The organism is Bacillus cereus group sp. BfR-BA-01330, from assembly GCF_022663885.1.
Classification (GTDB): domain Bacteria; phylum Bacillota; class Bacilli; order Bacillales; family Bacillaceae_G; genus Bacillus_A; species Bacillus_A cereus.
Genome location: NZ_JAKUGK010000015.1, coordinates 1 through 19,564, shown reverse-complemented (window position 1 = coordinate 19,564; position 19,564 = coordinate 1). Strand labels below are relative to the sequence as shown.

Here is a 19,564-nt window from a genome sequence, read left to right as displayed (position 1 = left end):
ACATGATCCAACAAGAATCTCGTTTGAAAGTTGCTGACAACTCTGGTGCACGTGAACTTTTAACAATTAAAGTATTAGGCGGCTCTGGTCGTAAATATGCTAACATTGGTGACATTATCGTTGCTACGGTAAAACAAGCAACACCAGGTGGCGTTGTTAAAAAAGGTGACGTTGTTAAAGCAGTAGTAGTACGTACGAAGAGCGGAGCTCGTCGTCCGGACGGTTCTTACATCAAATTTGATGAAAACGCAGCGGTTATCATTAAAGACGATAAGAGCCCACGTGGTACTCGTATCTTCGGACCAGTAGCTCGTGAATTACGTGATAGCAACTTCATGAAGATCGTTTCTTTAGCTCCAGAAGTTCTATAATTTAAGGTATTGCCTTGCTAAGGAGGTGCAGAATTAAGATGCATGTAAAAAAAGGTGATAAAGTACAGGTAATCACTGGTAAAGACAAAGGAAAACAAGGCGTTATCCTTGTGGCTTTCCCAAAGCAAAACCGTGTTATCGTTGAGGGTGTCAATATCGTTAAGAAGCACTCTAAGCCATCTCAATTAAATCCACAAGGTGGAATTATTACTAAAGAAGCACCTATTCACGTTTCTAACGTTATGATTTTAGATCCGAAAACAGGTGAACCTACTCGCGTAGGCTTCAAAGTAGAAGATGGTAAAAAAGTTCGTATTGCAAAAAAATCTGGTGAATTATTAGATAAATAATTTTCTTAAGAAAGGAGGTCACTTCATTGAATCGCCTTAAAGAGAAGTTCCAAAAGGAAATTACTCCTGCTCTAGTGAGCAAGTTTAACTATAAATCTGTAATGCAGGTACCAAAAATCGAAAAGATCGTAATCAACACTGGTGTTGGTGACGCGGTATCTAACTCAAAAGCGTTAGACAACGCAGTAGAAGAATTAACACAAATCACAGGTCAAAAACCTGTTGTAACTCGTGCTAAAAAATCAATCGCTGGTTTCCGTCTTCGTGAAGGTATGCCAATCGGTGCGAAAGTAACTTTACGCGGCGAGCAAATGTATGAGTTCTTCGACAAATTAGTATCAGTTTCTTTACCACGTGTACGTGATTTCCGTGGTGTTTCTAAGAAATCATTCGATGGTCGTGGAAACTATACATTAGGTGTTAAAGAGCAACTTATTTTCCCTGAGATTGATTATGATAAAGTAAGCAAAGTCCGCGGTATGGACATCGTAATCGTTACTACAGCGAAAACTGATGAAGAAGCTCGTGAACTTTTAACACAATTCGGTATGCCATTCCAAAAATAATGGAAGCCAACGCTAAGTAGAGGAGGCGAAAACGTGGCTAAAAAATCTATGATAGCGAAACAAAAGCGTACTCCTAAGTTTAAAGTACAAGAGTATACACGTTGCGAACGCTGCGGTCGTCCGCATTCTGTATACCGCAAATTTAAACTTTGCCGTATTTGTTTCCGTGAACTTGCATATAAAGGTCAAATTCCTGGTGTTAAAAAAGCTAGTTGGTAAAACCCACAAATGGGAAGGAGGTAAAACACATGGTGATGACAGATCCAATTGCAGACATGCTTACTCGCATCCGTAATGCGAACATGGTACGTCATGAGAAATTAGAGGTTCCTGCTTCTAAAATCAAAAAAGAGATCGCTGAACTTTTAAAACGTGAAGGTTTCATTCGTGATGTAGAATACATCGAGGATAACAAACAAGGTATCCTTCGTATTTTCCTGAAATATGGTGCAAACAATGAACGTGTAATCACTGGATTAAAACGTATCAGTAAACCTGGCTTACGCGTTTACGCTAAAGCTGACGAAGTACCACGTGTACTTAACGGATTAGGTATCGCTCTTGTTTCTACATCTAAGGGAGTAATGACAGACAAAGACGCTCGTCAATTACAAACTGGTGGAGAAGTAGTAGCATACGTTTGGTAATATATATTTAAAACGAACGGAGGTGTGACCACATGTCTCGTATTGGTAAAAAGATTCTTGAAATCCCTGCAGGTGTTACTATTACAGTTGCAGAAGACAATACTGTAACAGTAAAAGGCCCTAAAGGTGAATTAACTCGTACTTTCAATGCTGATATGCTTATCAAAATTGAAGAGAATACATTAACAGTTGAGCGTCCATCTGAACAGAAGGAACACCGTGCATTACACGGTACAACTCGTGCTTTAATCGGAAACATGGTTGAAGGTGTAACTGAAGGTTTCGCACGCGGACTTGAATTAGTCGGTGTTGGTTACCGTGCTCAAAAACAAGGTGATAAACTTGTATTAAGCGTAGGTTATTCTCATCCAGTAGAAATGACTCCGGAAGCAGGTCTTGAAGTTGAAGTACCTGCACCAACTAAGATCGTAATTAAAGGTATCGACAAGCAACGTGTTGGCGAATTCGCTGCTAACATCCGTGCTGTACGTGCTCCTGAGCCTTACAAAGGTAAAGGTATTCGTTACGAAGGCGAAGTTGTTCGTCGTAAAGAAGGTAAAACTGCTAAGTAAACCCGTTAGGTGAGAGAAAGGAGTGACAAGAATGATCACTAAAGCTGATAAAAATGCGACTCGTAAGAAAAGACATGCACGTGTACGTGCTAAACTTACTGGTACTGCAGAGCGTCCACGTTTAAACGTGTTCCGTTCTAACCAACATATTTACGCTCAAGTTATTGATGATGTGAATGGTGTAACGTTAGTAAGTGCATCTACTCTTGATAAAGACCTTGCTCTTAACGGTACTAGCAATATTGAAGCTGCTACGAAAGTTGGAGAATCAGTTGCTAAGCGTGCTGTAGAGAAAGGCGTTAAAGAAGTAGTATTTGATCGCGGTGGTTACTTATACCATGGCCGTGTTAAAGCTCTAGCTGAAGCTGCTCGTGAGGCTGGATTACAATTTTAATGGTCAAAGGAGGGAAAATTGATGCATCGCATTGACCCAAGTAAATTAGAACTTGAAGAACGTGTAGTTACGATAAATCGTGTCGCGAAAGTTGTTAAGGGTGGTCGTCGTTTCCGCTTTGCTGCACTAGTTGTAGTTGGCGATAAAAACGGTCATGTTGGATTCGGTACTGGTAAAGCACAAGAGGTACCAGACGCAATCCGTAAAGCTATCGAAGACGCTAAGAAAAACTTAATCGCTGTACCATTAGTTGGTACAACAATTCCACACACAATCAACGGTCATTTTGGCGCTGGTGAAGTATTCTTAAAACCTGCTGCTGAGGGTACTGGTGTTATTGCTGGTGGACCTGTTCGTGCGGTCCTTGAATTAGCTGGTGTACAAGATATTCTTTCGAAATCTCTTGGTTCTAACACACCAATCAACATGATTCGCGCTACTGTGAACGGATTAAGCGAACTTAAGCGCGCTGAAGATGTTGCAAAATTACGCGGTAAATCTGTAGAAGAGCTACTAGGTTAAGGAGGGAAAACAAATGGCGAAAAAGTTAGAAATTACCCTCACTCGTAGTGTAATTGGTCGTCCACAAGATCAACGTGCGACGGTAGAAGCTTTAGGTCTTAAAAAGTTGAATTCAACTGTAGTTAAGGAAGAAACTCCTGCTATTCTTGGTATGATCAACAAAGTTTCTCACCTTGTAACTGTAAAAGAAGCTTAAGGATAACTCATTAATATAAGGAGGTGCCTGGGAATGAAACTTCATGAATTAAAACCTGCAGAAGGTTCTCGTAAAGTACGTAACCGTGTCGGTCGTGGTATCGGTTCTGGTAACGGTAAAACTGCTGGTAAAGGTCATAAAGGACAAAACGCACGTTCTGGCGGCGGTGTTCGTCTTGGCTTCGAAGGTGGTCAAACTCCATTATTCCGTCGTTTACCAAAACGCGGCTTCACAAACATTAACCGTAAAGAGTTTGCTATTGTAAACTTATCAACGTTAAATCGTTTTGAAGATGGTACAGAAGTAACACCTGAATTATTGCTGGAAACTGGCGTTATCAGCAAGTTAAACGACGGTGTTAAAGTTCTTGCAAGCGGAGCAGTAGAGAAAAAACTAACTGTTAAAGCGCACAAGTTCTCTTCAAGTGCTAAAGAAGCAATTGAAGCAGCTGGCGGATCAGTTGAGGTGATCTAATGTTTCGTACAATCTCCAACTTTATGCGCGTTGCTGAGATAAGACGTAAAATATTATTCACTTTAGCGATGTTAATCGTATTCAGGATTGGCACGTTTATCCCCGTGCCATTTACAAATGGAGACGTACTGAAGGCACAAGATCAATTAAATGCTTTAGGTATTCTAAATACATTTGGCGGTGGAGCCTTGAAAAACTTCTCCATCTTTGCGATGGGAATCATGCCGTATATTACAGCATCCATCATCGTGCAATTATTGCAGATGGATGTTGTTCCTAAATTTTCGGAATGGTCGAAGCAAGGTGAAATGGGCCGTCGTAAATTAACGCAATTCACGCGTTACTTTACAATTGTTCTTGCGTTTATTCAGGGGTTTGGTATGTCAATCGGTTTTAACGGTATGGTAGGTGGACAATTAATTTTGAATCCAGGTTGGAGCACTTATTTATACATTGCTACGGTACTGACTGCTGGTACTGCATTTTTAATGTGGTTAGGTGAACAGATTACAGCTAAAGGTGTAGGTAATGGTATTTCCATCCTTATCTTTGGCGGTATTGCCGCAGCGATCCCAAGTGTTATATCTCAAGTGTATCAGCAACAGTTTCAAAATATCGGAGATCAATTGTTCATGAGTATCGTTAAAGTTGCATTGATTTTACTAGCTGTGCTAGCAGTTATTGTGGGTGTTATTTTCATTCAACAGGCTGTTAGAAAGATCCCAATTCAATATGCGAAGCGTGTAACAGGAGGAAATGGTGGTTATGCTGGAGCACAAAACACACATTTACCGCTTAAGGTAAATAGTGCTGGTGTTATTCCAGTAATTTTTGCTGTTTCATTCTTAATTACGCCTCCGACTATTGCACAGTTCTTCCCGAAACATGATGTATCGCAGTGGATTATTGCAAACTTTAACTATTCTCACCCAGTGGGAATGATCATATATGTTGCGCTCATTGTAGCCTTCACATATTTCTATGCATTTGTTCAGGTTAATCCAGAGCAAATGTCAGAGAATCTAAACAAGCAAGGTGGATATGTTCCAGGTATTCGTCCGGGTAAGAATACGGAACAATATCTAACAAAAATCTTGTATCGTTTGACCTTTGTAGGATCAATTTTCCTAGCAGCGATTGCAATCTTACCAGTTATCTTTACGAAATTGGGAAATCTTCCTCCATCTGCACAGATCGGTGGAACGAGTATGTTAATCGTTGTCGGCGTTGCTTTAGAAACAATGAAGCAGCTAGAAAGCCAACTGGTAAAACGCCATTACAAAGGGTTTATCAAGCAGTGAGTAAGTGGGAAGAATTGTCTTCCCTACATGCTCATGTACTCTGAGGGGGAACAAGGATGAACTTAATTTTAATGGGGCTTCCTGGTGCTGGTAAAGGTACACAAGCCGAACAGATTGTTGCCAAGTATAACATCCCTCACATTTCAACAGGAGACATGTTCCGTGCAGCTATGAAGGCTGAAACTGAAATGGGTCTACAAGCAAAATCTTTTATTGATAAAGGTGCACTTGTTCCAGATGAAGTTACAATCGGAATCGTTCGTGAACGTTTAAGTCAAGACGACTGCGTAAGAGGTTTCTTACTAGACGGTTTCCCACGAACTGTTGCACAAGCATCAGCTCTTGAAGAAATTATGAAAGATCTTGGCAAAAAAATCGACTATGTTTTAAACATTAATGTGGATTCAGGGTTGTTATTAAAACGCCTTACAGGCCGTCGCATTTGTAAAGAGTGCGGTGCGACTTACCACTTAGAATTCAATCCACCAGCAAAAGCTGATGTGTGCGATAAATGTGGTGGCGAATTATATCAACGCTCTGATGACAATGAAGAAACTGTAGCAAATCGTTTAGATGTAAATATTAAGCAAACAAAACCTTTGCTTGATTTCTACGAAGAGCTTGGTTACTTACAAAGCATTAATGGTGAGCAAGATATCAATAAAGTATTTGCTGATATCGATGTTCTCATCGGAGGCTTAGCGTAATGATAATCTGCAAAACTCCTCGCGAGATAGAAATCATGCGAGAAGCTGGCAGGATCGTTGCTTTGACTCATCAAGAGTTGAAACAGCACATTACTCCAGGAATTACAACGAAAGAGCTCGATCAAATAGCGGAAAAGACGATTCAAAAATATGGTGCTACGCCATCTTTTAAAGGATACAACGGATTTCCGGGGAGCATATGTGCTTCTGTAAATGAAGAGCTTGTACACGGAATTCCAGGGAAGCGCAAGCTCAAAGAGGGCGATATCATCAGTATCGATATTGGTGCGAAATACAATGGGTACCATGGAGATTCTGCATGGACGTATCCAGTTGGAAACATTTCTGAATCTGTTCAAAAGCTACTTGATGTCACAGAAAAATCGTTGTATCTTGGTCTAGAACAAGTAAAACCAGGCGAGAGATTATCAAATATCTCACATGCGGTTCAAACCCATGCTGAAGAGAATGGATTCTCGATCGTTAGGGAGTATGTTGGTCACGGAATCGGGCAAGACTTACATGAGGACCCTCAAATCCCGCACTATGGTCCACCAAATAGAGGCCCTAGATTAAAGCCGGGAATGGTCATCTGTGTTGAGCCGATGGTGAATCAAGGAAGACGATATGTAAAAACACTATCTGATGACTGGACAGTGGTAACGGTAGATGGTAAATGGTGTGCCCATTTTGAGCACACGATTGCTCTTACAGAAGCAGGATACGAAATCCTTACCACTTTATAAGTAGCTGGCTCTCCGGGATTTCAGAGCAGTGTAAAATGTTACTGATTTGAAGAAGGGAGAACTATTGAATGGCTAAAGATGATGTAATTGAAGTCGAAGGTACCGTTCTTGAAACGTTGCCAAATGCTATGTTCAAAGTAGAATTAGAGAATGGGCATGTCGTATTGGCTCACGTTTCTGGTAAAATCCGTATGAACTTCATTCGTATTTTACCAGGAGACAAAGTTACGGTAGAATTATCTCCGTACGATTTAAATCGTGGTCGTATTACGTACCGTTTTAAATAATATAGCACTCCGTAATCTTTAAGGAGGTTCGAGACATGAAAGTAAGACCGTCAGTTAAACCAATCTGCGAAAAATGTAAAGTTATTCGTAGACGTGGAAAAGTAATGGTTATTTGTGAAAACCCTAAACATAAACAAAAACAAGGTTAATCAGAAGGAGGTGCATTCGTAATGGCACGTATCGCAGGTGTAGATATTCCTCGAGACAAACGCGTTGTTATTTCTTTAACTTACGTATTCGGCATTGGTCGCACAACTGCTGAAAAAATTCTTGCTGAAGCAGGTATTTCTGAAGAAACACGAGTTCGTGATTTAACGGAAGACGAATTAGGACGTATCCGTGATATCATCGATCGTATTAAAGTTGAGGGAGACCTTCGTCGTGAAGTATCTCTTAACATCAAACGTCTAATGGAGATCGGTTCTTACCGTGGTCTTCGTCACCGTCGTGGTTTACCAGTTCGTGGTCAAAACTCTAAAAACAATGCTCGTACACGTAAAGGTCCACGTCGTACAGTAGCAAATAAAAAGAAATAATAAGTAAAGGAGGTTGAACTAACAATGGCACGTAAAACAAACACTCGTAAAAAACGTGTGAAAAAGAATATTGAAGCTGGTATAGCTCATATTCGTTCTACTTTCAACAACACAATCGTAACACTTACAGATACTCACGGTAACGCACTTTCTTGGTCTAGTGCTGGTGCACTTGGTTTCCGTGGATCTCGTAAATCTACTCCATTCGCTGCGCAAATGGCTGCTGAAACTGCTGCTAAAGCTGCAATGGAACACGGTTTAAAAACTTTAGAGGTTACTGTTAAAGGTCCTGGTGCTGGTCGTGAAGCTGCAATTCGTGCTCTTCAAGCTGCAGGTCTAGAAGTAACAGCAATTAGAGATGTTACTCCAGTTCCTCATAATGGATGTCGTCCACCAAAACGTCGTCGTGTGTAATTTTTCTGTATAGAATTTTCCCTTTTGTCTATAATGGATATGATGCATTATCGAGAAATTTCGTACAGAAACATCGCTTGTTGTGCACAATCGGGAACTGCCTAAGGGGGACTTTCGGTTAGACAGGGGTTATACCTTTGTTTAACCGGGGTTTCGACGTTTTGAAGGAGGGTTTAGTTAATGATTGAAATCGAAAAGCCGAAAATCGAAACGGTTGAACTTAACGAAGATGCTAAATATGGTAAATTCGTAATTGAACCGCTTGAGCGTGGATATGGTACTACTTTGGGTAACTCCTTACGTCGTATTCTTTTATCCTCACTCCCTGGTGCCGCTGTTACTGCTATCCAAATCGATGGCGTATTACATGAATTTTCAACAGTTGAGGGCGTAGTAGAAGACGTTACGACGATCATCTTAAACTTGAAAAAGTTAGCTCTTAAAATCTACTCTGAAGAAGAGAAGACGTTGGAAATTGATGTACAGGGCGAAGGTATTGTCACAGCTGCTGATATTACTCACGATAGTGATGTAGAAATCTTAAATCCAGATTTACACATTGCAACGTTAGCAAAAGATGCGCATTTCCGCGTGCGTTTAACTGCAAAGCGTGGCCGTGGGTATACGCCAGCTGATGCAAATAAAAGCGAAGATCAACCAATAGGAGTAATTCCTATTGATTCTATTTATACTCCAGTATCACGTGTGACTTACCAAGTGGAAAAGACACGTGTCGGACAAGTGGCTAATTATGATAAGCTTACGCTTGATGTATGGACGGATGGAAGCATCGGGCCAAAAGAAGCTATCTCTTTAGGTGCCAAAATCTTAACTGAGCATTTAAATATCTTTGTTGGTTTAACTGATGAAGCACAAAATGCTGAGATTATGGTCGAGAAGGAAGAAGATCAAAAAGAGAAAGTTCTTGAGATGACTATCGAAGAACTAGACCTTTCTGTTCGTTCTTATAATTGCCTAAAACGTGCAGGAATTAATACTGTACAAGAGCTTGCGAACAAAACAGAAGAAGATATGATGAAAGTTCGTAACTTAGGACGTAAATCCTTAGAAGAAGTTAAACATAAACTTGAGGAATTAGGTTTAGGTTTACGTAAAGACGACTGAGGATTTAAACCCATCAACAAAGGAGGGAACTACGAATGGCATACAGAAAATTAGGCCGTACAAGTGCGCAACGTAAAGCTATGTTACGTGATTTAGCTACTGATTTAATTATCAACGAGCGCATCCAAACGACAGAAACTCGTGCAAAAGAACTTCGTTCTGTAGTGGAAAAAATGATCACTTTAGGTAAACGCGGAGATCTTCATGCTCGTCGTCAAGCAGCAGCTTTCATTCGCAATGAAGTAGCTAACGCTGAGACTGGTCAAGATGCACTTCAAAAACTATTCGCTGATGTAGCTCCACGCTATGCTGAGCGCCAAGGCGGATACACTCGTATTGCAAAAATTGGTCCACGTCGCGGAGACGCAGCACCAATGGTAATTATCGAGTTAGTATAATGATAATTAAAAGGGCAGGACAGTTCTTTTCAAGAAACTGGTCATGGCCCTTTTTTTTAAATATAAAAATAGGCTAACTTGGCGAAGGAAAGGGTGCCTTCTATTGAAAAAAGAGAAACTTCGGATAGAAAATATATCATTTCAATATCCTGGGGCAGCCACTTATGCATTAAAAGATGTTTCATTTTCCTTATATGAGGGAGAATGGGTATCTATTATTGGACAAAACGGTTCAGGAAAGTCTACACTTGCAAAATTATTGAATGGTTTGTTTTTGCCAGAAGCAGGGACTATTACAGTAAATGATACAATGGTTTTATCAGAGGAAACGGTATGGGATGTTCGAAAACAAATTGGAATGGTATTTCAAAATCCAGATAATCAATTTGTTGGAACGACAGTGCAAGATGATGTTGTATTTGGCTTGGAGAATATCGGAATGCCAAGAGAACAAATGATTGAAAGATTAGAACAGGCCTTGCAACTTGTCCGTATGGAAGATTTTCTTAATGATGAGCCTCATTCCTTATCTGGTGGGCAAAAGCAGCGAGTGGCAATAGCAGGCGTTTTAGCACTTCAACCATCTATTTTAATATTAGATGAAGCAACGTCAATGTTAGACCCTCAAGGGAGACGTGAAGTAGTAGAAACGGTTAGACAACTTGTTACTCAAAAAGGTATTACCGTGTTATCAATTACGCACGATTTAGAAGAAGCGGCACAGTCAGATCGTGTCATTATTTTAAATAAGGGAGAAATATTAGAGGAAGGGACTCCAGAAAAAATTTTCAAATCCTCTCATATGCTCCAAGAAATTGGCTTAGATGTACCGTTTTCGGTGAAAATAGCAGAATTATTAAAAAGAAATGAAATTCTCTTGCAAAATACGCATCTTACAATGGAAAGCTTGGTGAACGAACTTTGGAGATTACATTCCAAAAAGTAGAACATCGTTATCAATATAAAACTCCATTTGAAAGACGCGCACTTTATGATGTAGACGTGTCGTTTCCAAGTGGGGGCTATTATGCCATTATCGGTCATACTGGTTCAGGAAAGTCGACGATGATTCAACATTTAAATGGTTTATTGCAGCCGACAAATGGTACAGTTCAAATTGGTGAACATTTGATTTCGGCAGGAAAGAAAGAAAAAAAGCTAAAGCCACTACGTAAAAAAGTAGGGGTTGTCTTTCAATTTCCAGAACATCAGTTGTTTGAAGAGACTGTGGAGAAAGATATTTGTTTCGGCCCTACTAATTTTGGAGTATCTGTAGACGAAGCAAGGCAAAAGGCTAGAAAGGCAATGGAACTTGTAGGGCTAGAACCAGAACTGTTAACACGTTCTCCGTTCGAATTAAGTGGTGGACAAATGAGACGTGTTGCTATAGCGGGTGTACTGGCAATGGAACCTGAAGTGCTTGTATTAGATGAACCTACAGCAGGACTAGATCCAAAAGGGCAGAACGAACTTATGGAGATGTTTTATAAGCTGCACAAGGAGAAGGGTCTTACAGTCATCCTTGTAACGCATAATATGGAGGATGCTGCTCAGTATGCGGAGCAGATTGTAGTTATGCATAAAGGAACGGTCTTTTTGCAAGGAAGTGCAGAGGAAGTATTTTCACATGCTGATGAACTAGAGAAAATTGGTGTGGATCTTCCTATGTCATTAAAGTATAAACGTGCAATTGAAGAGAAGTTTGGTATTTCAATTCCAAAGGCTACCTTATCTTTAGAGGATCTTACTCATGAAGTTGTGCAGGTGTTACGAAAAGGTGGTCATGAATCATGCAGCAGTTGATTATTGGGAGATATATCCCGGGGAATTCACTTATTCATCAACTTGATCCACGTACGAAGCTGCTGATTGTCTTTTTATATGTATTTGTTGTTTTCTTAGCAAATAATGCGATTTCATATGGATTTTTATTTTTATATGCACTCATTGCTTTATTTTTTGCAAAAGTGCCGATTCGTTATGTACTTTCGGGCTTAAAACCAATTTTATGGATTTTTCTTTTTACATTTTTCCTGCATATTTTTACAAATAAAGAGGGGGATGTACTATTCCAGCTTGGTTGGTTTTCGATATATGAAAAAGGATTAGAGCAAGGGATATACATTTCTGTACGATTCTTCGTTATTATTTTAATGACGACATTATTAACGTTAACGACGACACCTATTGAAATTACAGATGGTTTGGAGACGTTATTAAAGCCGTTGAAGCGTATAAAGGTTCCTGTTCATGAAATCGCATTAATGATGTCAATTTCTCTTCGTTTTATCCCGACATTAATGGATGAAACGAGTAAAATAATGAAAGCACAAGCGTCACGTGGTATTGATTTTGCCGGGGGACCGATAAAAGATAGAATGAAAGCTATTATTTCACTGCTCGTTCCTCTGTTTATCAGTGCTTTTAAGCGTGCAGAGGACTTAGCCATTGCGATGGAAGCTCGTGGATATCAAAGTGGTGAAGGACGTACTAAATTTAGGCAACTACGCTGGAAAACAAGCGATACAGTAACGATTGTCAGCTTATTTTGTTTAGCTTGTATTTTGGCATGGGTGCGATCGTAATGGAGAATAGAGAAATGGATAGAATAAAATGTACGGTTGCATATGATGGCATGCATTTTTGTGGTTATCAAATTCAGCCGAACCATCGTACTGTTCAACAGGAGATAGAAAAAGCATTGCAGAAATTGCATAAGGGAGAACTTGTTCGTGTTCAGGCATCTGGTAGAACAGATTCTACAGTTCATGCAAAAGGACAAGTAATACACTTTGATACTCCTTTGTCTCTTGAAGAGTGGCAATGGAGTAATGCTTTAAACACAATGTTGCCAGATGATATTGTTATTAGGCAAGTAGAGAAAAAAACAGAAGAATTTCATGCACGTTACGGTGTTGAGAAAAAAGAATATCGTTATCGTGTATTATTATCAAAGACTGCGGATGTATTCCGTAGAAATTACGTATATCAATATCCATACCCGCTCGAAATCAACTCTATAAGAAAAGCAATTCCTTATTTTATTGGAACGCATGATTTTACTTCTTTTTGTTCGGCAAAAACTGACAAAAAAGATAAAGTGCGAACAATTTATGAAATCGAGTTAATTGAACAAGATGATGAAATAATTTTTCGTTTTGTAGGTAATGGATTTTTATATAATATGGTCAGAATTATTGTTGGTACGTTACTTAGCGTAGGGCAAGGAAAGCTTGATCCTGATAGCATTCCAGAGATTTTAGCGAAACAAAATCGTCAGTTTGCTGGAAAGATGGCTCCAGGTCATGGGCTTTACTTATGGGAGGTAAACTATAACAACTAATCCTGGTGTAACATTTGCTTGACATTAGAAACTCAAAAGTATATCATAACATATGGTATTGTTTCTAAAACCACGATTAGCCCCGGAAGGAAATCGTGTTTAAGATAAACAATAGATTTTTTCTATGGAAAAGATAACGAGGAGGGAAACACATGCGTACGACTTTTATGGCAAAAGCTAACGAAGTTGAGCGTAAATGGTATGTGGTTGATGCTGAAGGTCAAACTTTAGGTCGCCTTGCTAGTGAAGTAGCATCCATTTTACGTGGTAAAAACAAACCTACATTTACACCACACGTTGACACGGGTGATCATGTAATTATTATTAACGCTGAGAAAATTCATTTAACAGGTAATAAATTAAACGATAAAATTTACTACCGTCACACTAACCACCCAGGTGGACTTAAGCAAAGAACAGCTCTTGAAATGCGTACAAACTACCCTGTACAAATGTTAGAGCTTGCAATTAAAGGCATGCTTCCAAAAGGACGCTTAGGCCGTCAAGTTTCTAAGAAACTTAACGTGTATGCTGGAGCAGAGCATCCACACCAAGCACAAAAACCAGAAGTTTACGAACTTCGCGGATAATTAATTAAAGGAGGGCTTACTTTGGCACAGGTTCAATACTATGGCACTGGACGTCGTAAGAGTTCAGTAGCGCGCGTACGCCTAGTTCCAGGCGAAGGACGCGTTATCATTAACGGTCGTGATTTTGAAAACTATATCCCATTTGCTGCATTACGTGAAGTAGTGAAACAACCTCTAGTTGCAACAGAAACTTTAGGTAACTACGATGTACTTGTAAACGTAAATGGTGGTGGATACACTGGTCAAGCTGGTGCTATTCGTCACGGTATTTCTCGCGCTTTATTAAAAGCTGATCCAGAATACCGTCTAACACTAAAACGTGCAGGTCTATTAACTCGTGACGCACGTATGAAAGAGCGTAAAAAATACGGTCTTAAAGGCGCACGTCGTGCACCTCAGTTCTCAAAACGTTAATTTTTGCGAACTACAAACCCCAACCATTTTGGTTGGGGTTTTTTTATGTTTCATTCCTCTTTTGCAATTTTTATAGCTTGGAATATTTTAGTGCTACCGCCGCGCGTATGCTTCTTCTTTAGAAGTTTAGACTAATACGTATTAGGGAGGTTTATATGTACTATGAATGTCATTGTCAGCTTACAAGAAAAACAAAAAGAAAAGCAGTTAAAATACGAGCGGAAGATGTTGCGGGAATTATCATTAAAAACATTGCGTTCAAATATTCGTGATGCCTTTCAAATGCAAGAGCTTCATCGTCAGTATGAAGATTACTGTATTGAATTAGGGATAGAATCTTATTTATTAGGAGCGAGATACAGTAAATTTGGTTATTATGGTGAATCGTTTTTTGATGTGAAATATAGAGCTTTAGAAGAAGAACAACAATTAACTGAAACGCTATTTCAATTTTTAACGAGTATGACTATGCGAGAAATAAAGTTGAAAGATGAGGAGTTACTTTTTGAATCTTGTCAGCAGTTTATAGGATTGTGGTGGCAAGAAGGGTATGAAAAAGGTGAAAGAAGATATCGATTAAAGCTTCATTAAGACAAGCATAAACTTTCCTCTTGTCCCATATAAGTAATTAGAGGGACTAGCTGGAGGAGGAAAGGTATGAAGAGAATTCGAATTATCTCTTTTGCACTCGCTGCGGTTGTATTGTTTTTTTTAGTCAAGCAAGAATTTCAAATTACAAAATCGTGGCGAGCTTGGAATTTACCCTTATCAGGGAAAGTAATTGTATTAGATGCTGGGCATGGTGGACCAGATGGAGGGGCTGTTGGTGGAAAGGATATTATAGAAAAGGATATTACGCTTGAAATTACAAAAAAGGTACAAGACTATTTACAAGAACAAGGTGCACTAGTTATTTTAACGCGTGAGGGAGATTATGATTTAGCTAACAAAGATACAAAGTCATATAGTAGACGTAAAGCAGAGGATTTAAAAAAACGTGTAGAAATCATCAATAAACCTGATGTAGATTTTTTTGCAAGTATTCATTTAAATGCTTTAACTAGTAGTGGATCGAAAGGCGCACAAACGTTCTATTACCGCTCTTCGATTGAAAATGAACGTGCTGCAAAATTTATACAGGCTGAATTGAGAACAAGTTTAGAGAACACGAATCGTTCTGCTAAGACAATTTCGCATGTATATTTATTAAAGTATTCTAAAACACCAGGTGCTTTAATTGAAGCTGGCTTTTTATCGAATGTGAACGAAAGGTATATGTTAAATTCGGAGAAATATCAGCAAAAGGTAGCAGCTGCAATATACCGTGGTATATTACGTTATTTCACGGAAAAAGGAAATCCTCCAGAATAAGGAGGATTTTTTTGAGCTTCTCTCGTTAACGAAGTTTTCGGAAAATATGTTATACTGGAAATGTAAACGCATTTATTTCATGGATAAGCAGAGATAAATTCAATTAACATTACGTTATTTTTCATACAGGGGGCTGGGCTAATTATGGTAACGAAAGAGCAAGTGGTTGAAGCGTTAGAAGGGATTGTAGATCCGTTTTTACATAAAACATTAAAAGAAACAAGTGCAATTAAAGAGGTAACAGTCAAGCCAGAGAAGGAACATGTGAGTGTCAAAATTGCAATCGTAAAAACCGGTACAGCGGAACAAATGCAGTTGCAGTCTGGAATTGTAAAGTTAGTAAAAGAACTTGGGGCAGCAACAGTTGGACTTCGTTTTGCAGAATTTACAGAAGAGGAATTAGCTCAGTTTGCACCGGAACAAGAAGAAGAGCAAAGTGAATCTTTATTGTCACCTAATTCAAAAACAACATTCTTAGCAGTAGCGAGTGGAAAAGGTGGCGTGGGAAAATCAACTGTTTCCGTTAACCTTGCAGTTGCTTTAGCTCGTTTAGGAAAAAAAGTTGGTATTATTGATGCGGACATTTACGGTTTTAGTGTGCCAGACATGATGGGGATAGAAAAACGTCCTATCGTAAGAGGTGACAAGATAATTCCGGTGGAACGTTTAGGTGTAAAGGTAATCTCAATGGGCTTCTTTGTAGAGGATAATGCACCAGTTATTTGGAGAGGACCTATGCTTGGGAAAATGTTAAACCACTTCTTCACAGAAGTAGAATGGGGCGATTTAGATTATTTAGTACTAGATTTGCCACCAGGCACAGGTGATGTTGCGTTAGATGTGCACTCAATGTTGCCATCTTGCAAAGAGATTATTGTAACGACGCCTCATCCAACAGCTGCGTTTGTAGCAGCGCGTGCTGGAGCGATGGCATTGCGCACTGAACATAGTATTCTTGGTGTTGTTGAGAATATGGCATATTTTGAAAGTAAGGTAACTGGTGAGAAAGAATATGTATTTGGAAAAGGCGGGGGAGATAAGTTAGCTACCGAATTACAAACGAATGTTCTTGGTCGTATTCCACTGCAACAACCCGATTGGAATAAAGAAGACTTTGCTCCTTCAGTATATGAAGATACACATACAACGGGTATTATTTATAGTAAAATAGCTGAAACAGTAATTGATAAAACAGCTGTTACACAAAAATAAAGTGAAACTTTAATCAGTGGGGTTCACCTGTTACTGACAACAATAAGGCTTTTGTTGCTAGTAAACCTTTCGCTTAATTAGAGGGGGCCATTTTGTGTGTTAATAGCAAGATAAAGTAATAACGAGTGAACAATATATAAATTGTCCACTCGTTATTATAGTTATTATTTTTTACTGTTCTTCCTTCTTCTCGCCTTGAGAACCACCGTCACCGCCTGCTTCTTTCTTACCAGATCCGCCTTTTTCAGCTTTTTGCACACCTTTACTAATGATATCAATCATCTTGGCTTGGAAGAGTGGACTTTCAGCAGTTTCTGTTAGTACTTGTTGTAGATATTGACGGTATTCTTTACTCTTCATTGTTTGTAACATCATTTTTTCTACTTCAGGATTTTTCATAATTTCTATAACGCCTGCTTGGTATTCAGGGTCTTTTAATAAGGTTTTCATTAATTGAGTTTGTTCTTTCCCCATACTTTTAGCAAATTTTGATGAGAACTCAGGATCTTTAAAGAGCTTTTCCCAGAATTGTTGCCCTTTATCGGATACCATGGCATCTTCAATCGTTTTCTTTACTACTGTTTCATCTAGTATGAGTGCTTGTTTCATTTTTTCATCAGTTAATACATCTTGAATAGCTTTCTTACCTTGATCTGTTTTTAAAATATCAACAATCATTTTCTTTGTTTGATCGTAATCTAGTTCGGATTTCGTTTCTTTTCCTTGTGCGCATGCTGCAAGTGCGATAAGTAGAAAAGAAGAAACGAAAATGAATAGCATCCGTTTCATAAGTTGGAACTCCTTTCAGCACAGTTCTCTCTTTTTAATATAAATATCTTTAAGGAATTTATACATGAACATGGCTAGCTTTTTGAAATTGTCATTGATACAATTTAATTAGAAATATAAGGATAATGGGGGATGTGTTGTGAATAGCCGCAAGTGGGTACGACTATTTTTAACGACGTTGTTTCTTGGTGGGATTAGCACAGTCATTATTGGTTTTGTTTTGGAGTGGGACAAGTACAATAAATTTTTTCAAAATTTCGACGGTAAGGAGATTTTAGCAGTATCTTTCTGGCTGATGGGTGTAGGATTTATTTTTAGTGTTATAAGTCAAATGGGATTCTTTGCATATTTAACAATCCACCGTTTTGGACTAGGGATGTTTCGCTCATCTTCTTTATGGAATGCAGTCCAGCTCTTCTTTATTGCATTCGTATTATTTGATTTTGTGTATTTAAGATCTGTACTTATTGCAAATGGGGAAGTCTCGTTAGGGAATAATATACTTGTTGCTGGAATGTTATTTGTGTTTGGAGCAATTGTTGCTTATGTAAAAAGTAAAGAAACAAATAAAAAAGCATTTGTGCCAGCTCTGTTCTTTATGGTTGTTGTAACGATTCTTGAATGGGTACCGGCGCTTCGGATTAATGATACAGATTGGTTATATTTAATGGTTATACCGCTATTGTTATGTAATGCATATCAATTACTTGTATTACATCGTTTAATCGGAAAAACAAGTAAATCAGCTTAATAGAGAGGTTTTATACAACAGCAGTTATAATGTTGTAAATGGTATGATTAAAAAAGCTCTACCACCTTCTTGAAAGGTAGTAGAGCTTTTTATGCGTGAAGAGTAGTAGGGAAGAAGCTACTTCACATCTTCACTTTTCGTACTTGTGTTGGAAATAAGTTGTGATACGGATATTTGCTCATATCCATCACTTTTTATTTTTTGCAGGAGCAACGGTAAAGCTCTATTTGTTTGAAGGGCAGAATCGGATGCGTGTAATAAGACGATATCTCCACCTTTCAAATTATTAGAAACAGTAGAAACGATGTTATTTACACCTGGGTTTTTCCAATCGTTTGAATTATTACTCCAATGCACGACGGTGTATCCAAGTGATTCTGCGATTTTAAGGGTTGCTTTGTTAAATTCGCCACTAGGTGGACGTAACAGCTTGACTTGTTTTACACCAAGTTTCGTAAAAACATCTTGTGCTCGTAAAAGGTCTCGTCTTATTTCATTTGTCTCTAGAGAAGTATAGGATGTGTAATTGTACCCCATACTACCGATTTCGTGTCCATCTTTCATGATGCGCTCTACAATATCAGGGTGTCTTTCGGCCCATGCAGCAGAAAGGAAGAAGGTTGCATTCTTAATTTCTCTTTCTTTAAGAGTATCTAGGATTGGAATTGCTTTTTTGTCTCCCCAACTAATATCAAACGTAAATGCAACTTGCTTTTTAGCGGTGTCTCCCTTGTAAATTACTTTAGGGCCTGTAGCAGTTGAAAAAGCAGATTCATGTGAATATGTTTTTAAAAAGAGTAGCCATGCTGTAAATAAGGACAGTATTACTATTAAGCTAATGTGTTTAAAATTTCTCTTACTCGTAATAAAAAAGAAAAACATAATATTACGCCCCTTTGTCCAATCCTTTTCAGTTACATATATGCTGGAAATATAAAAAAGAGAACAAAGGATTAATATCGTAAGTAGTGGATATAATGGATGATAGGATTGTGATAATTGAAAATGAGCGGAACGTTTATTGTTGCGTAAGGAATTATTGAGGTGATTGTTTGCTTGGGCTGATGTTGACAAAAGAAGAGAGAAAAGAAATGGAATACATATTGAAGAGAGAATTAGAGGAACTTTTATTTGATTTTGAAGATGAGCGTATTCATGAAGTTGTAAAAAAAGCTATGGAAGAAAGATATAAAATCATTTTCTGTTTATTCCGGAGAGTAGCTAACACAGAAGAATGTATTCGTTATGTAAGAAAAAGAATTTTTTATTAAAAAGTGTTGACGTTAATAGTTTGTATATGTTAAATTAATAACCGTCGCTGATGCGGAAACGCAGAAAACGACAAAAAGAAATTGAAAAACTTAGTTGACATTAACTAACGAAGATGTTAACATAAGGAAGTCGCAAATGAGCGACCAAGTAGTTCTTTGAAAACTGAACGAAACAAACAACGTGAAACGTCAATTTTTATTTTAGATGCTAGACAAA

The 19,564-nt window shown here is 38.5% G+C and carries 32 protein-coding genes; 30 read left to right on the top strand and 2 right to left on the bottom strand.

Annotated elements, in window-relative coordinates; translation table 11 throughout:
* Window positions 1-2: 2 nt before the first annotated feature.
* The 28 genes from rplN (at window position 3) to MR112_RS27485 (ending at window position 16,536) form a co-directional block, all read left to right on the top strand.
* Window positions 3-371: a 50S ribosomal protein L14 gene (gene rplN / locus MR112_RS27620; RefSeq protein ID WP_000615912.1), complete on the top strand. Its 369-nt coding sequence runs from the start codon at window positions 3-5 to the stop codon at window positions 369-371.
* A 38-nt stretch (window positions 372-409) separates the two neighbouring features.
* Entirely contained in the window at window positions 410-721 is a 312-nt protein-coding gene (rplX, locus tag MR112_RS27615; RefSeq protein WP_000558200.1) for a 50S ribosomal protein L24, read from the top strand.
* Window positions 722-747: 26 nt separating this feature from the next.
* Complete coding sequence (gene rplE / locus MR112_RS27610; protein ID WP_001080831.1) at window positions 748-1,287, top strand: 50S ribosomal protein L5; 540 nt, start codon at window positions 748-750, stop codon at window positions 1,285-1,287.
* Window positions 1,288-1,320: 33 nt separating this feature from the next.
* Window positions 1,321-1,506, top strand: a complete 186-nt coding sequence (rpsN, locus tag MR112_RS27605) for a 30S ribosomal protein S14 (RefSeq protein ID WP_001085700.1) — start codon at window positions 1,321-1,323, stop codon at window positions 1,504-1,506.
* A 29-nt stretch (window positions 1,507-1,535) separates the two neighbouring features.
* On the top strand, window positions 1,536-1,934 hold the full coding sequence (gene rpsH, locus MR112_RS27600) for a 30S ribosomal protein S8 (RefSeq protein WP_000245511.1): 399 nt from the start codon (window positions 1,536-1,538) through the stop codon (window positions 1,932-1,934).
* Window positions 1,935-1,966: 32 nt separating this feature from the next.
* Entirely contained in the window at window positions 1,967-2,506 is a 540-nt protein-coding gene (gene rplF / locus MR112_RS27595) for a 50S ribosomal protein L6 (RefSeq protein WP_000086558.1), read from the top strand.
* Between the two features lie 31 nt (window positions 2,507-2,537).
* A complete protein-coding gene (rplR, locus tag MR112_RS27590) occupies window positions 2,538-2,900 on the top strand; it encodes a 50S ribosomal protein L18 (RefSeq protein WP_000628816.1) in 363 nt (120 codons plus the stop codon).
* Window positions 2,901-2,921: 21 nt separating this feature from the next.
* Window positions 2,922-3,422: a 30S ribosomal protein S5 gene (gene rpsE, locus MR112_RS27585; protein WP_000554646.1), complete on the top strand. Its 501-nt coding sequence runs from the start codon at window positions 2,922-2,924 to the stop codon at window positions 3,420-3,422.
* Window positions 3,423-3,435: 13 nt separating this feature from the next.
* Complete coding sequence (gene rpmD, locus MR112_RS27580; RefSeq protein WP_001085234.1) at window positions 3,436-3,618, top strand: 50S ribosomal protein L30; 183 nt, start codon at window positions 3,436-3,438, stop codon at window positions 3,616-3,618.
* 33 nt (window positions 3,619-3,651) lie between these two features.
* Window positions 3,652-4,092, top strand: a complete 441-nt coding sequence (gene rplO, locus MR112_RS27575) for a 50S ribosomal protein L15 (RefSeq protein WP_000766081.1) — start codon at window positions 3,652-3,654, stop codon at window positions 4,090-4,092.
* Entirely contained in the window at window positions 4,092-5,393 is a 1,302-nt protein-coding gene (gene secY / locus MR112_RS27570; protein WP_000490117.1) for a preprotein translocase subunit SecY, read from the top strand. Before rplO ends, secY begins: the two co-directional genes overlap by 1 nt.
* A 56-nt stretch (window positions 5,394-5,449) precedes the next feature.
* Window positions 5,450-6,100 carry an adenylate kinase gene (locus MR112_RS27565; RefSeq protein WP_001048989.1) on the top strand — a complete coding sequence of 217 codons (651 nt, stop codon included), beginning with the start codon at window positions 5,450-5,452 and terminating at the stop codon, window positions 6,098-6,100.
* Complete coding sequence (map, locus tag MR112_RS27560) at window positions 6,100-6,846, top strand: type I methionyl aminopeptidase (RefSeq protein ID WP_000582539.1); 747 nt, start codon at window positions 6,100-6,102, stop codon at window positions 6,844-6,846. Before MR112_RS27565 ends, map begins: the two co-directional genes overlap by 1 nt.
* Before the next feature lie 68 nt (window positions 6,847-6,914).
* Entirely contained in the window at window positions 6,915-7,133 is a 219-nt protein-coding gene (gene infA, locus MR112_RS27555; RefSeq protein WP_001029884.1) for a translation initiation factor IF-1, read from the top strand.
* Window positions 7,134-7,168: 35 nt separating this feature from the next.
* Complete coding sequence (gene rpmJ / locus MR112_RS27550; protein WP_000868344.1) at window positions 7,169-7,282, top strand: 50S ribosomal protein L36; 114 nt, start codon at window positions 7,169-7,171, stop codon at window positions 7,280-7,282.
* A 21-nt stretch (window positions 7,283-7,303) separates the two neighbouring features.
* The gene (gene rpsM / locus MR112_RS27545; RefSeq protein ID WP_000090788.1) at window positions 7,304-7,669 is read left to right on the top strand and encodes a 30S ribosomal protein S13; all 366 of its coding nucleotides are present in this window, start codon (window positions 7,304-7,306) and stop codon (window positions 7,667-7,669) included.
* 24 nt (window positions 7,670-7,693) lie between these two features.
* Entirely contained in the window at window positions 7,694-8,083 is a 390-nt protein-coding gene (gene rpsK, locus MR112_RS27540; RefSeq protein ID WP_000101798.1) for a 30S ribosomal protein S11, read from the top strand.
* A gap of 180 nt (window positions 8,084-8,263) precedes the next feature.
* Window positions 8,264-9,208 (top strand): DNA-directed RNA polymerase subunit alpha, encoded by a 945-nt coding sequence (locus MR112_RS27535; protein WP_000569643.1) that lies wholly within the window; start codon window positions 8,264-8,266, stop codon window positions 9,206-9,208.
* A gap of 35 nt (window positions 9,209-9,243) precedes the next feature.
* A complete protein-coding gene (gene rplQ, locus MR112_RS27530) occupies window positions 9,244-9,606 on the top strand; it encodes a 50S ribosomal protein L17 (RefSeq protein ID WP_000331490.1) in 363 nt (120 codons plus the stop codon).
* A gap of 103 nt (window positions 9,607-9,709) precedes the next feature.
* Window positions 9,710-10,552, top strand: coding sequence for an energy-coupling factor ABC transporter ATP-binding protein (locus tag MR112_RS27525; RefSeq protein WP_000711757.1), 843 nt, complete (start codon window positions 9,710-9,712; stop codon window positions 10,550-10,552).
* Entirely contained in the window at window positions 10,528-11,409 is an 882-nt protein-coding gene (locus tag MR112_RS27520; protein ID WP_242245860.1) for an energy-coupling factor ABC transporter ATP-binding protein, read from the top strand. The genes MR112_RS27525 and MR112_RS27520 overlap by 25 nt, the downstream gene beginning before the upstream one ends.
* Complete coding sequence (locus tag MR112_RS27515) at window positions 11,397-12,191, top strand: energy-coupling factor transporter transmembrane component T family protein (protein WP_001186526.1); 795 nt, start codon at window positions 11,397-11,399, stop codon at window positions 12,189-12,191. The genes MR112_RS27520 and MR112_RS27515 overlap by 13 nt, the downstream gene beginning before the upstream one ends.
* Window positions 12,192-12,205: 14 nt before the next feature.
* Window positions 12,206-12,949 (top strand): tRNA pseudouridine(38-40) synthase TruA, encoded by a 744-nt coding sequence (gene truA / locus MR112_RS27510; RefSeq protein WP_002164804.1) that lies wholly within the window; start codon window positions 12,206-12,208, stop codon window positions 12,947-12,949.
* A 152-nt stretch (window positions 12,950-13,101) separates the two neighbouring features.
* Window positions 13,102-13,539 carry a 50S ribosomal protein L13 gene (rplM, locus tag MR112_RS27505; RefSeq protein WP_001260793.1) on the top strand — a complete coding sequence of 146 codons (438 nt, stop codon included), beginning with the start codon at window positions 13,102-13,104 and terminating at the stop codon, window positions 13,537-13,539.
* Between the two features lie 21 nt (window positions 13,540-13,560).
* Entirely contained in the window at window positions 13,561-13,953 is a 393-nt protein-coding gene (gene rpsI, locus MR112_RS27500) for a 30S ribosomal protein S9 (protein ID WP_000079986.1), read from the top strand.
* A gap of 162 nt (window positions 13,954-14,115) precedes the next feature.
* On the top strand, window positions 14,116-14,544 hold the full coding sequence (locus MR112_RS27495) for a DUF2521 family protein (RefSeq protein WP_001101005.1): 429 nt from the start codon (window positions 14,116-14,118) through the stop codon (window positions 14,542-14,544).
* A 66-nt stretch (window positions 14,545-14,610) separates the two neighbouring features.
* A complete protein-coding gene (gene cwlD, locus MR112_RS27490; protein WP_000822439.1) occupies window positions 14,611-15,324 on the top strand; it encodes an N-acetylmuramoyl-L-alanine amidase CwlD in 714 nt (237 codons plus the stop codon).
* Between the two features lie 144 nt (window positions 15,325-15,468).
* The gene (locus MR112_RS27485) at window positions 15,469-16,536 is read left to right on the top strand and encodes an Mrp/NBP35 family ATP-binding protein (protein ID WP_000256628.1); all 1,068 of its coding nucleotides are present in this window, start codon (window positions 15,469-15,471) and stop codon (window positions 16,534-16,536) included.
* A 171-nt stretch (window positions 16,537-16,707) separates the two neighbouring features.
* On the opposite strand, the gene gerD is transcribed toward MR112_RS27485, so the two are convergent.
* The gene (gene gerD, locus MR112_RS27480) at window positions 16,708-17,325 is read right to left on the bottom strand and encodes a spore germination lipoprotein GerD (RefSeq protein ID WP_000827295.1); all 618 of its coding nucleotides are present in this window, start codon (window positions 17,323-17,325) and stop codon (window positions 16,708-16,710) included.
* Window positions 17,326-17,464: 139 nt separating this feature from the next.
* Between gerD and kbaA the strand changes: the two genes are divergently transcribed.
* On the top strand, window positions 17,465-18,076 hold the full coding sequence (gene kbaA, locus MR112_RS27475; protein WP_001088527.1) for a KinB signaling pathway activation protein KbaA: 612 nt from the start codon (window positions 17,465-17,467) through the stop codon (window positions 18,074-18,076).
* 117 nt (window positions 18,077-18,193) lie between these two features.
* On the opposite strand, the gene pdaB is transcribed toward kbaA, so the two are convergent.
* Window positions 18,194-18,958 carry a polysaccharide deacetylase family sporulation protein PdaB gene (gene pdaB, locus MR112_RS27470; protein WP_000464705.1) on the bottom strand — a complete coding sequence of 255 codons (765 nt, stop codon included), beginning with the start codon at window positions 18,956-18,958 and terminating at the stop codon, window positions 18,194-18,196.
* Window positions 18,959-19,128: 170 nt separating this feature from the next.
* Between pdaB and MR112_RS27465 the strand changes: the two genes are divergently transcribed.
* On the top strand, window positions 19,129-19,347 hold the full coding sequence (locus MR112_RS27465; RefSeq protein ID WP_000901147.1) for a hypothetical protein: 219 nt from the start codon (window positions 19,129-19,131) through the stop codon (window positions 19,345-19,347).
* Window positions 19,348-19,564: the final 217 nt, after the last annotated feature.